The 13,310-nt window shown below is 41.8% G+C and carries 11 protein-coding genes; 10 read left to right on the forward strand and 1 reads right to left on the reverse strand.

Features of this window, described 5'->3' with window-relative positions; translation table 11 throughout:
* Positions 1-128: 128 nt before the first annotated feature.
* The 9 genes from DXB15_RS03505 (at position 129) to DXB15_RS03540 (ending at position 11,784) form a co-directional block, all read left to right on the forward strand.
* On the forward strand, positions 129-332 hold the full coding sequence (locus tag DXB15_RS03505; protein ID WP_109215640.1) for a cold shock domain-containing protein: 204 nt from the start codon (positions 129-131) through the stop codon (positions 330-332).
* A gap of 329 nt (positions 333-661) precedes the next feature.
* Positions 662-3,583 (forward strand): insulinase family protein, encoded by a 2,922-nt coding sequence (locus tag DXB15_RS03510; RefSeq protein WP_243115592.1) that lies wholly within the window; start codon positions 662-664, stop codon positions 3,581-3,583.
* A gap of 91 nt (positions 3,584-3,674) precedes the next feature.
* The gene (era, locus tag DXB15_RS03515) at positions 3,675-4,577 is read left to right on the forward strand and encodes a GTPase Era (RefSeq protein ID WP_109215639.1); all 903 of its coding nucleotides are present in this window, start codon (positions 3,675-3,677) and stop codon (positions 4,575-4,577) included.
* 54 nt (positions 4,578-4,631) lie between these two features.
* Positions 4,632-4,826, forward strand: coding sequence for a hypothetical protein (locus tag DXB15_RS16805; RefSeq protein ID WP_147404754.1), 195 nt, complete (start codon positions 4,632-4,634; stop codon positions 4,824-4,826).
* The gene (recO, locus tag DXB15_RS03520; RefSeq protein WP_118702049.1) at positions 4,762-5,493 is read left to right on the forward strand and encodes a DNA repair protein RecO; all 732 of its coding nucleotides are present in this window, start codon (positions 4,762-4,764) and stop codon (positions 5,491-5,493) included. Before DXB15_RS16805 ends, recO begins: the two co-directional genes overlap by 65 nt.
* Positions 5,494-5,646: 153 nt before the next feature.
* A complete protein-coding gene (locus DXB15_RS03525) occupies positions 5,647-6,267 on the forward strand; it encodes a hypothetical protein (protein WP_109215638.1) in 621 nt (206 codons plus the stop codon).
* Between the two features lie 97 nt (positions 6,268-6,364).
* On the forward strand, positions 6,365-7,762 hold the full coding sequence (locus tag DXB15_RS03530; protein WP_109215637.1) for a glycine--tRNA ligase: 1,398 nt from the start codon (positions 6,365-6,367) through the stop codon (positions 7,760-7,762).
* 607 nt (positions 7,763-8,369) lie between these two features.
* Complete coding sequence (gene ppdK / locus DXB15_RS03535; RefSeq protein WP_109215636.1) at positions 8,370-10,997, forward strand: pyruvate, phosphate dikinase; 2,628 nt, start codon at positions 8,370-8,372, stop codon at positions 10,995-10,997.
* A 91-nt stretch (positions 10,998-11,088) separates the two neighbouring features.
* A complete protein-coding gene (locus DXB15_RS03540; RefSeq protein ID WP_177957419.1) occupies positions 11,089-11,784 on the forward strand; it encodes a FadR/GntR family transcriptional regulator in 696 nt (231 codons plus the stop codon).
* A 108-nt stretch (positions 11,785-11,892) separates the two neighbouring features.
* Here DXB15_RS03540 and DXB15_RS03545 read toward each other — a convergent pair whose 3' ends face one another.
* Positions 11,893-12,591 carry a GntR family transcriptional regulator gene (locus DXB15_RS03545; protein WP_118702029.1) on the reverse strand — a complete coding sequence of 233 codons (699 nt, stop codon included), beginning with the start codon at positions 12,589-12,591 and terminating at the stop codon, positions 11,893-11,895.
* A gap of 513 nt (positions 12,592-13,104) precedes the next feature.
* On the opposite strand from DXB15_RS03545, the gene DXB15_RS17470 reads away from it, so the two are divergent.
* A complete protein-coding gene (locus tag DXB15_RS17470) occupies positions 13,105-13,293 on the forward strand; it encodes a hypothetical protein (protein WP_147404755.1) in 189 nt (62 codons plus the stop codon).
* The last annotated feature ends 17 nt before the right edge of the window (positions 13,294-13,310 follow it).

Consider the following 13,310-nt stretch of genomic DNA (forward strand, 5'->3'; position numbering starts at 1 on the left):
AACCATGACAAAAAGATGCAGTAAAATTGCAAAATTTCTGCATTTTCTTGACAAAAAAGTTGAATTGTGATACGTTTAGCTTGTCAATTTTGCACAGAATGTGCGCATGTTTTAGGAGGAAGTATTTTATGCAACAGGGAACTGTAAAATGGTTTAATGCAAAAAAGGGTTATGGATTTATTTCAGATGCAGAAGGAAAAGATATTTTCGTTCATTTTTCTGCACTGAACATGGATGGATTCAAAGAGCTGAAAGATGGGGAAGCTGTTGAATTCGAAGTGATTGAAGGAGATAAAGGACCACAGGCTGCGAATGTAACACGCCTTGGTTAATTTATGATATAATGAGTGCAAACGAGTCAACGCGCTCGCATGATTGACGAATGGCGAATGCCCGTCAGTCCGGAAAATCTGTGATTTTTCGGACGTGCACTGCGGACGGATGTGTTCATGATATAATGCAAATGACCCAAAGGGGCTGTCTGACTGGACAGCCTCTTTACTTTTGTCCGAAAGTGTGTAAGAATAGATGATACTGGAAAAACTAAGAGAAGATATAGTTTTATAAAAATCAGAGAACTGCAGGGAGTATGTTTTGTGGCAGAATCTGTGAAAAATAAAAGAGTGTCTGCTTGGTGCAGAAGAAATTGGAGGAATTATAGTTGAAACCAGAATTAAGTCAGTTAAATGCGTACGAGATCAGGGAGGAGAAACGACTGGATGATATTCATTCAGATGGTATGTTGCTTGTGCATAAAAAAAGCGGTGCACGTATCTGTGTGATGTCAAATGAAGATGCCAATAAAGTGTTTTATATTGCATTTCGTACTCCGCCGAAAGACAGTACCGGAGTCCCGCATATTATAGAACATACTGTGTTGTGCGGAAGTAAAAAATTTCCGGTAAAGGATCCGTTTATTGAATTAGTGAAAGGTTCTCTGAATACATTTTTGAATGCAATGACCTATCCGGATAAGACAATTTATCCGGTTGCAAGCTGCAATGACAAAGATTTTCAAAATTTAATGGATGTCTATCTGGACAGCGTATTTTCACCGAATATTTACAGAGAACAGAATATTTTCCGTCAGGAAGGCTGGCACTATGAATTAAAGAATCCGGAAGATGAACTGACATTAAATGGTGTGGTTTACAATGAGATGAAAGGTGCGTTTTCTTCTGCAGATGGGGTATTAGACCGTGAAATTTTACGCTCTCTGTTTCCGGATACACCATACAGCAACGAATCCGGTGGTGATCCACAGGTGATTCCGGAGCTGACATATGAAGAATACTTGAATTTCCATCGTCAGTACTATCATCCGTCTAATTCATACATCTATCTGTACGGTGATATGGATGTGGTTGAAAAATTAAATTGGCTGGATCAGGAGTATCTGAGCCATTATGATAAAATCGAGGTTGATTCTTCGATACCGGAGCAGAAACCTTTTGATGCACCGAAAGAACATGAAATTCCATATTCTATTTCCAGCACGGACAGTACAGAAAATAATACTTATCTGTCCTGCAACTGGGCTGTTGGAACGAATTTAGACAGAGAACTCTATATTGCCTTCGATATTCTGGACTATGCATTGCTGAGTACACAGGGTGCACCGGTGAAACAGGCGCTTCTGGATGCTGGAATTGGAACTGATATTTATGGCGGCTATGACAGCAGCAGTTATCAGCCAATTTTTTCCATTGTAGCAAAACATGCCAATGCATCTGATCAGAAACGTTTTGAACAGGTAATTCGTGATGTGCTGCAGGAGCAGGTGAAAAACGGTATCAATAAAAAGACATTGCTGGCTGCGATCAATGGTTCGGAGTTTAAATTCCGTGAAGCAGATTTCGGACGCTTCCCGAAGGGACTGATGTTTGGCCTTCAGGTGATGGACAGCTGGCTGTATGATGAAAATGCGCCGTTCCTTCATATGGAGGAACTGGGTGTGTATGACTACCTGAGAAAACAGCTGGATACGGATTATTTTGAACAGCTGATTCAGAAATATCTGCTGGATAATACGCATGTTTCTTATGTCCGGATTGTTCCGGAAGTCGGACTGACCGGAAAAAGGGAGCAGGCTTTAAAAGAAAAATTACAGGCTTATAAAGCAACTTTAAGTAAAGAAGAAATTGATCAGCTGGTAGAAGAGACACATGCACTGGAAAAATATGAGGAAGAGCCTTCTGCAAAAGAAGATCTCGAAAAAATCCCGTTGCTTTCCCGTGAAGATCTGAAAGCAACCAGTGAACCTTATAAAAATGAAAAAGAGATCATTACAGGGGTTCCTTATCTGTGGCATGATTATCAGACAAATGGTATTGTATATCTCGACTTGTTATTTGATGCGCACCACATTTCCGAGGATCTGATTCCATATCTTGGAATTTTAAAAGTACTGATGGGAAAATTAAATACAACAGATTACACATATACAGATTTTGCGGATGAAGTAAATCTGTATACCGGTGGTGTTTCCAACGAGGTGAATGTAACAGGAGACGTGGCTCATACAGATCGCTATCAGGTGAAATACGAAGTACGTCTGAAAGTATTAGAGGCAAATCTTGCACGTGGCATGGAATTGATTAAGAGCATGATGCTTACAACGGAATTTACAGATGAAAAACGTATTTATGAAGTGCTTGCACAGGCAAAATCAAGACTTCGTAATGAACTCAGCGAAAGTGGCCATGTGATTTCCGCGACAAGAGCGTTATCCTATTATTCAAAACGTGCGAAATATGCAGACAGTATTCAGGGCATTGGATTTTACGAAATTCTGGATCAGGTTGTTTCCAATTATGAGACAGAAAAAAATAAGCTGATGGAAAAATTACAGGAAGTTTGCAGCTTGCTCTTCCAGAGACAGAATCTGCTTGTAAGTGTGACTGGCGGAAGAGAAGGATATGCGGCATTGAGAAATATGTCAGATCAGATTACAGACGGACTGTATGCTGACACGGAAAAAGAATCGATAGAGATTTCTCTGCCAGATCAGAAAAATGAAGGATTTAAGGATGCTTCCCAGATTCAGTATGTTTCTCTGGCAGGTAACTATGCGCAGAGTGGTTTCTCTTATCACGGCGCTATGCGTGTGTTCAAGGTTATTATGAATTATGAGTATCTGTGGCAGAATATTCGTGTGAAAGGTGGTGCATATGGATGCAGCACAAACGTAGGAAGAAATGGAGATGTCTGCTTCCTGTCGTATCGTGATCCGAATCTTGAACGGACTTTAGAGGTATATCGCGGCGTGACAGATTATCTGAAAGAGTTTGAACTTGATGAGCGCGGGATGACGCGCTTTGTGATTGGGGCTTTCAGTGAACTGGATGCACCACTGACTCCGATGAGCCAGGGAAGAAGATCTCTGCTTTCCTACCTGACTGGTGTGTCATATGAGATGATTCAGAAAGAACGAGAACAAGCACTTCATACCTGTCCGCAGGATATCAGAAATCTGGCAGAAACCATGCAGGCTGTACTGGATCATAGTTATATCTGTGCGATTGGAAACGAAGGAAAGCTACAGGAAGAAGCAGACCTGTTTGATGTATTAAAGACATTATAAAGAACGAATGATGATAGTTCAGAATTCAGCTGCATGCGATTTGGCTTTGTACTGTATGCAACTGAATTCGATATGAGAAGGAGAAAATTGTATGAATGCAAATTTTAAATCAGGATTTGTAACATTGATTGGCAGACCGAATGTGGGAAAATCTACTTTGATGAATCAGCTGATCGGTCAGAAGATTGCCATTACATCCAAGAAACCACAGACAACAAGAAATCGAATCCAGACTGTGTATACAGATCCGGACCGTGGCCAGATTGTTTTCCTGGATACTCCTGGAATTCATAAGGCAAAAAATAAGCTGGGTGAATATATGGTTACAGTAGCGGAACGTACTTTACAGGATGTGGATGTTATTGTCTGGCTGGTAGAACCAAGTACATTTATCGGTGCAGGAGAACAGCATATAGCAGAGCAACTGCGCAAATCTAATTTGCCGGTCATTCTGGTTATTAATAAAACAGATACGGTCAAAAAAGAAGAAGTATTACTGTTTATTGATGCGTATCGCAAAATCCTGGATTTTGCCGAGATTATTCCGGCATCTGCACTACATGGAGACAATACGGATACGATCATTGATATGATTTTTAAATATTTACCATATGGACCGATGTTCTATGATGAGGATACCGTAACAGATCAGCCGGAGCGTCAGATTGTGGCGGAGATTGTTCGTGAGAAGGCGTTACATGCACTGGATGAAGAAATCCCACATGGAATTGCTGTTACCATTGAATCTATGAAGCAGAGAAAGAATGGAATGACAGATATCGAGGCTACGATTATCTGTGAGCGTGATTCACATAAGGGTATTATCATCGGAAAAGGTGGAGCTATGCTGAAAAAAATCGGAAGTAATGCCCGGTTTGAAATTGAAAAAATGCTGGAATGCAAAGTCAATTTGCGTCTTTGGGTCAAGGTTCGTAAGGGCTGGCGTGACAGTGATGTTCAGATGAAAAATTTTGGATATAATATTAATGAATAATTGACCTGTGATTGCATACGCTAACAATATCTGAAGGATTGGGAGGAGTATGCAATGGAAGATAAAAAATGGCTGAGCTTTGAAAAAACCGGACGGGTTACAGATTATTTAACGTATTGCCAGAGCAGTATTGGCAAATATGCGGAATATGAAACAGACAGCCAGGGAAGACGTGGAAATATATATGGGGCAGACGTACATTCTGACAGGAATAATTCTGAATACGATGCCAGTGGGAGAATACGATAAAAGAATCACGATTTTAACCCGGGAACGGGGGAAAATTACTGCTTTTGCCAGAGGAGCAAGAAGACCGAAAAGTTCTTTGCAGGCAGCGACGAACCTGTTTTGTTTTGGCAGTTTCGAGGCATATGAGGGACGCAGTTCTTATACGGTAGTAAAAGCAGAAATCAGTAATTATTTCAGAGAACTGGCGACGGATCTGGACAAGACATACTATGGCTGTTATTTTCTGGAACTGGCAGATTATTTCTGCCAGGAAAACAGCGACTGTGTGAATCAGTTGAAACTGGTCTACCAGACACTGCGTGCACTGAATGTGCCTTCCCTTTCTCCGAAACTGGTGCGTGTGATTTATGAATTAAAGACGTTGGTATATTTTGGAGTATATCCAAACGTATTTGCATGTACTGCCTGTGGGAGCAGGGAAAATCTCTGGTGCTTTGATGAGAAGAGCAATGGTGTTATGTGCAGGGACTGCCAGCCTGGACCGGCAAAGTATCCGTTAGATGATGCGGCATTATACACGATGCAGTACATAGTGACGGCTCCTGTCGAAAAATTGTATACTTTTACAGTAACTGAGGAAGTATTCGATCAGGTGAGAAAGCTGATTCAGTATTATATAAACCAGTATGTAGAAAAAGAATTAAAGACAGTTGCTTTTTTAACATAGGAATACTTGCAATCAGAAACGGAAACCGTTATAATTTAGAAATTGATGTGAATGCAGACAGCATACGTCAATTTCTGAATTATTTTGCAGATATTGCAGAAACAGTATGTCTGTGATAAAAACTTCGGGCAGACTGGATTTGGAGGATGAGATATGAGAAAAAGAATGGTGGCGCTTAGCTGCTGTATCGGTATGTGCATGCTGATGGCTGCGTGTGGAACGAAACTGGATGTGCAGGAGAATACGATCGCATTGCAGCGGAATGGCAAGATTCTGGAGGCTGCCGTGGAAACCTTTGATCAGTCCTATTATAAGGAAGATGAACTGAATAGCTACATACAGAATGCCGTGGATGATTATACGGCAGAACACGGGAAAAAGTCGGTGTCTGTGACGGAGTCAAAGGTAGAGGAGAAAAAAGCATATCTTACGCTTCAATATGAAAATGCAGAGACCTTTCAGGATTTTTCAGGTATTGAATGTTTTTCCGGAAGTATTGTGGAAGCACAGTCGGCAGGTTATGATTTTGAACAGGATTTTTATCCGGTGACAGATGGCAAAGCGGATAAGAAGACAGTTAGAGGATCTTCACTGTTGGAGGATGATGATCTGAAAGTTCTGATTGTAAAAGAGAATTCTGATCTGATCGTCCCGGGAAAAATAGCATATGTTTCTACAGAGGGCACAGAAGTGACATCTGAAAAACAGGTGAATGTCACACAGAAACAGCAGGATACAGATGAATCCGTGTTGGTATATGTACTGTATCGGTAATGATATCTGCAGATGTACAGGAACTTGATAAATTAGGGTTTGCGAAATGGCAGAGACGTTTGGCACCTAAAAATAAATGGAAGAAAGAGGACATATCATGGAAAAGACAATGGAAAAAATTGTAGCACTGGCAAAATCCAGAGGATTCGTATATCCGGGATCTGAGATTTACGGTGGACTTGCAAATACATGGGATTATGGAAATCTTGGTGTGGAATTGAAAAATAATGTAAAAAGAGCATGGTGGCAGAAATTCATTCAGGAAAGCCCGTACAATGTAGGTGTTGACTGTGCGATTCTGATGAATCCACAGACATGGGTAGCTTCCGGACATCTTGGCGGATTTTCTGATCCTCTGATGGACTGCAAAGAGTGCCATGAGCGTTTCCGCGCAGACAAGATCATTGAGGATTTTGCAGCAGAGAATAATATTGAGTTAAAAGGCTCTGTAGATGGCTGGACACAGGAAGAGATGAAAGCATTTATCGCTGACAATAACGTTCCGTGCCCGACCTGTGGAAAACACAATTTCACAGATATCCGTCAGTTCAACCTGATGTTCAAGACTTTCCAGGGTGTCACAGAGGATGCAAAAAATACCGTATATCTTCGTCCGGAGACCGCACAGGGTATTTTTGTAAACTTTAAAAATGTACAGCGTACATCCAGAAAGAAAATTCCATTTGGTATCGGACAGATCGGTAAATCCTTCCGTAACGAGATCACACCGGGTAACTTTACCTTCCGTACCAGAGAGTTCGAGCAGATGGAGCTTGAGTTCTTCTGCGAGCCGGATACTGATCTGGAGTGGTTTGAGTACTGGAGAAACTTCTGTATCAACTGGCTGAAATCTCTTGGCATGAAAGAAGAAGAGATGCGTGTCCGTGACCATGACCAGGAAGAGTTATCTTTCTATAGTAAAGCAACCAGTGATATCGAGTTCTTATTCCCGTTTGGCTGGGGTGAACTCTGGGGTATCGCAGACCGTACAGATTACGATCTGACACAGCATCAGAATACATCCGGACAGGACCTGACCTATTTCGATGACCAGAAAAACAAAAAATACATTCCATATGTTATCGAGCCATCTCTGGGTGCAGACCGTGTGGTACTTGCATTCCTGTGCGGTGCATATGATGAGGAGAATATCGGAACAGAGGAGAAACCGGATGTAAGAACTGTCCTTCATTTCCATCCGGCACTGGCTCCGGTTAAGATCGGTGTCCTTCCGTTATCTAAAAAATTAAATGAGGGCGCAGAGAAAGTATTTGAGCAGCTTTGCAAAAAATACAACTGTGAGTTTGATGACAGAGGAAATATTGGTAAACGTTATCGTCGTCAGGATGAGATCGGTACACCATTCTGTGTAACATACGATTTTGATTCCGAAGAAGATCATGCAGTTACTGTCCGCGACCGTGACACTATGGAGCAGGTTCGTATTCCGATTGCTGAGCTGGATGCATATTTCGCAGACAAATTTACATTCTAGTGAAAAATATTTAAATAGGAAAAAGAATTTGAAAAAATCTTTTGATTCAGATCCCATTGCTGATCCGTGCGATCCGCAATGGGATTTTTCATCTCAGTCTGAGATGAGACTCCCACTTCTGCAAGTGGTGAGTAGTAACAAGTATTTCTCAGTGGGAGTTCAATCTCCGATTTAGATAAATGCTCCGCGAGGGCGCACATTGTCTGGGAGACAATGGTTTTGCGCCGACCGGAACGGAGTGTAGAGTGCAGTGATTCTGAAAAGAAGATGTCAGCTTGCGCTGACCAGAATCACGCACCAAGTCTCACGTGCGTTCGACTTGAACTGATCATGTTTTTTGAATTTTCTATAAAACAGGTAAAATATATCATATACGATAGTCGAAAATAAGCGAAAAATGAGCGGATAGTGACCAACTTGTGGGGTAGTGAAAAAAAGGTAAGTGTTTCGTTAGAAATTTCACAAAAAAGGTTGAAATCTGCAAAATTTGTGGTAAAATATAGACGAAGTTTCGGGGAAAACACGAAACGAAATGTGAAAAATTGCTAAAAACAGCAGAACTTTATCTGCTTGCAAAACACAATGTATATTTTAGGAGGAATTAGAAATGGCAAAATGGGTGTACTTATTTAGCGAAGGTAACGCCAGCATGCGCGAACTTCTTGGAGGTAAAGGTGCAAACCTTGCTGAGATGACAGGTCTTGGACTTCCGGTACCACAGGGCTTCACTATTACTACAGAGGCTTGTACACAGTACTACGAGGATGGCCGTGAAATTAACGATGAGATTCAGGGACAGATCAACGAGTACATTGGTAAGATGGAAGAAATTACTGGTAAAAAATTCGGTGACAAGGAGAATCCATTGCTCGTATCAGTTCGTTCTGGTGCAAGAGCTTCTATGCCGGGTATGATGGATACAATCTTAAACCTTGGTCTGAATGAGACAGTAGTTGAGGTATTAGCAGAGAAATCCGGAAATCCGCGTTGGGCATGGGATTGCTATCGTAGATTTATTCAGATGTATTCCGATGTTGTTATGGAAGTCGGCAAAAAATATTTCGAGCAGCTCATCGATGAGATGAAAGAGAAAAAAGGCGTTACTTATGACGTAGAGCTTACAGCAGAAGACTTAAAAGAACTTGCTGGACAGTTCAAAGCTGAGTACAAAGCTAAAATCGGACAGGACTTCCCGGATGATCCGAAGGAGCAGTTAATGGGAGCTGTTAAAGCAGTATTCCGTTCTTGGGATAACCCACGTGCAAACGTTTACCGTCGTGACAACGATATCCCGTATAGCTGGGGTACAGCTGTAAACGTACAGGCTATGGCATTTGGTAACATGGGTGATGACTGTGGTACAGGTGTTGCATTTACTCGTGACCCGGCTACAGGCGAGAAGAAACTGATGGGTGAGTTCCTGATCAATGCACAGGGCGAGGACGTAGTTGCTGGTGTTCGTACACCGATGCCGATCGCTAAGATGGAAGAGGAATTCCCGGAAGCATATGCTCAGTTCGTTCAGGTTTGCAAAACTCTGGAAGATCACTACAGAGATATGCAGGATATGGAGTTTACTGTTGAGAACAGAAAACTTTACATGTTACAGACACGTAATGGTAAGAGAACAGCTCAGGCTGCATTAAAGATCGCTTGTGATCTGGTAGATGAGGGAATGAGAACAGAGAAAGAGGCTGTAGCTATGATCGAGCCACGTAACCTTGACGCTCTGCTTCACCCGACATTCGATACAGCAGCATTAAAAGCTGCTACACCAATCGCAAAAGCACTTGGCGCTGCTCCTGGAGCTGCTTGTGGTAAAATCGTATTTACAGCAGATGACGCTGTAGAATGGGCTGAGAGAGGCGAGAAAGTTGTTCTGGTTCGTCTTGAGACATCTCCGGAAGATATCACAGGTATGAAAGCTTCTCAGGGTATCCTGACAGTTCGTGGTGGTATGACATCTCATGCAGCAGTAGTTGCCCGTGGTATGGGTGCTTGCTGTGTATCCGGATGTGGCGATATCATTATGGATGAAGAAAACAAGAAATTTACACTTGCAGGAAAAGAGTATCATGAAGGTGATGTAATCTCCTTTGATGGTTCTACAGGTAATATTTATGACGGAGCAATCCCGACAGTTGAAGCTACTATCGCCGGCGAGTTCGGAAGAATCATGGCTTGGGCTGACAAATATAGAAAATTAAAAGTTCGTACAAATGCTGATACACCGGCAGATGCTAAAAAAGCTCGTGAGCTTGGTGCAGAAGGTATCGGACTTTGCCGTACAGAGCATATGTTCTTCGAAGGCGACAGAATTGACGCTTTCCGTGAGATGATCTGTGCAGATACAGTAGAAGAGAGAGAAGTAGCTCTTGAGAAAATCTTACCGTATCAGCAGGGTGACTTCGAGCAGTTATACGAGGCAATGGAAGGCGAAGCAGTTACAATTCGTTTCCTTGATCCGCCACTTCATGAGTTCGTTCCGACAGAGGAAGAGGACATCAAGAAACTGGCAGATGCTCAGGGTAAATCCGTAGAGCAGATCAAAGCTATCATTGAAGGTCTGAAAGAGTTCAACCCGATGATGGGACATCGTGGATGCCGTCTTGCTGTAACATATCCGGAAATCGCTAAAATGCAGACAAAAGCAGTTATCCGTGCAGCAATCAACGTATCCAAAGCTCATCCGGATTGGAACATGGTACCAGAGATCATGATTCCGTTAGTAGGCGATATCAAAGAGTTAAAATATGTTAAGAAATTTGTTACAGAGACAGCTGACGCTGAGATCGCAGCAGCAGGTGTTGATCTGAAATACGAAGTTGGTACTATGATCGAGATCCCGCGTGCAGCATTAACAGCTGACGAGATCGCTACAGAGGCTGAGTTCTTCTGCTTCGGTACAAACGACTTAACACAGATGACATTTGGTTTCTCCCGTGATGATGCAGGTAAATTCCTGGATGCTTACTATGACGCTAAGATCTTCGAGAATGATCCATTTGCAAAACTGGATCAGGATGGCGTTGGTAAACTGATGGAGATGGCACTGAAACTTGGTAAACCGGTTCGCCCAACATTACATTGTGGTATTTGTGGAGAGCACGGCGGAGATCCTTCTTCCGTAGAGTTCTGCCATAAGATCGGACTTGATTACGTTTCCTGCTCACCATTCCGTGTACCGATCGCTCGTCTTGCAGCAGCACAGGCAGCAATCGCTGATGAGAAATAAAATTTCTAGTTGATTCATATGACTAAATAATTTATAATAGGCATATCGCATGGCGCGGTATGCCTATTATTTTGAAAGGAACAAAGGAACAGTGGCAAAGAGTCAGAAAACCTATGGGATAGTCGTGGACTATTTTAAGAAAAAAATTATAGCGGGAGATTTAAAACCTGGAGAGAAACTTCCGCCGGAGCGGGAGATTGCGGAGGAACTGGGTGTCAGCCGTAATTCTGTTCGGGAAGCCATTCGTTTTATGGATATGACAGGTGTTATATCTTCCCAGCAGGGATCCGGTAATTATATTACCTGTGATTTCCAGAGCAGTCTGGAGGAAACCATGGGCATGATGTTTGCCATGGATCAGATTGATTATATACAGATCAGCCAGATTCGTTATTCTCTGGAGCGTCTGGCGTTTACACTGGCGTTGGATCATGCTTCTGAGGAAGAAATCCGACTGATGGAGGAGTACGTCAATAAGCTGGATAAGAGTACGGATGCCAGCGTGAACAATGAACTAGATAAGAAAATTCACTATACATTGGCAAGAGCTTCGGGAAATATTTTGATTCTGGATATTCTGGAAGCGTGTTCCAGTGTCATTGACGAATTTGTCAAAGATCTGCGTCGGGAGATCATTCGAAAAGAATCTGGAAAAGAAGCATTAAATGCCTGTCATCATCGGATTGTCAAAGCACTGCGGGAGCATAATCGTGAAGATGGCATTCTGGCACTGAAGGAGCATTTTGCCATTATTGATGAGATTCTGTTGGAATGGAAGAATCAATAAGCAGACAGAGAAGAAAATGAGTACAAAGAGAAAACCACAGCTTGGAGGAGAACAAGCTGTGGTTTTCTTTTTGTTTTGAGGAAAAATATTGAATATAAAAGTAATATCTCAATGTTGTTGAATAAACGGAGTGACATCTGTAGTGCGCAGTGCAGTCTCCGCAACTTCCCATATCTTTGAATCTACACCGTGAGAGGCATAGGAAGGGCGCAGATGATCCTGCATGGCTTTGATACAGGCGTTCGTATTGCGATCATTTAATGCCTGAAGGATATCCAGGTGACCAGCAAGATTACAGAACGTAGCTCCGTTTTCGGAATAATGCTGAATCTGGATCAGACGACCTTTTTTGGTAAGCTGTTCCTGAATGTCAGTAAATACCTGATTGCCGGAAAGCTCCACTAAAACCTGATGAAATTTGAAATCCAGCCGGATTCGTTCCATAATATCATTTCGATCAGAGGCACGCTGGCAGTCTGCAGCAATGCTCATCAGATCCTGTAAGTCTTTGTTACTTGCGTTTAATACGATCAGCGGTGCGACAGTAGTGTCGATCGCAAGGCGAACCAAACCGATATCCTCTTTCTCCTTTGCGGTAAATGTATGGATCCGGGCAAATGTGCCGGTAGAGAGATCTACCAGACCATCGCCGGCAAGGCGTCGGATTGCTTCGCGCACCGGTGTGCGGCTGATTTCCAGTTCGTTAATAAGCTGCTGTTCCACCAGTCGGTCGCCAGACTGGTACTTCAATGAATATATCATATCAAGCAGTTTTTCATAAGCTGTGTCTGCTAATGTCTGTTTCATATGGTTATACCTATCCCTTATCTTCAACCCTAAAGTTGATACTACGAAGAACAAATACTATATAGAAGAAACAGAACTGTTTTTTCTATAGTAGGATAAGTTCTATGTTGGTAGTTACATTTTTGATACCACTAGTATATAATTTTTGAAACTGTTTGTCAATCTGTAAAATTGTATACCAAAATAAAGAGAAAATGGCGATATGTTAATGGTTGAAAAATCTGATAAATTTGCTTTGAATGTCAAAAAAGAGAAAAAGAAAGCTAATAATGCAAAGTACAAAAAAAGTAACTGTAGGAAATTGTGCATATTTTACAAAGTGAATAAATTTAAATAAAAATAATTGGCACAAATGCCCGGTAGATGTATATTGCAAGCAGGAAGTATATTATTTCCGAAATGGTATACAATTCAAGAAAAGAAATACCAGTAAAAACATAATGGTATACAATTTATGAAAAGAAATACCGAGGAAGATAGTAATGGATACGATTTATGAAAGGAGATGATTGTTTGTCAGAGTATATCCTTGAAATGAAAGATATCAGCAAGGGCTTTGCAGGGGGTAAGGCTCTGGATCATGTACAGTTGCAGGTGAAATCCGGTGAGGTACATGCCAGTTTACGAAAATATCAGATGGGAGATGACTCCCACCTCTATAAGGACGCCACTGAAAAAGTGGTCGTAAAATCATATATCTGATATAATTAAGGTATCAT

This window comes from Roseburia sp. OM02-15 (assembly GCF_003481835.1).
GTDB lineage: Bacteria > Bacillota > Clostridia > Lachnospirales > Lachnospiraceae > Eubacterium_I > Eubacterium_I ramulus_A.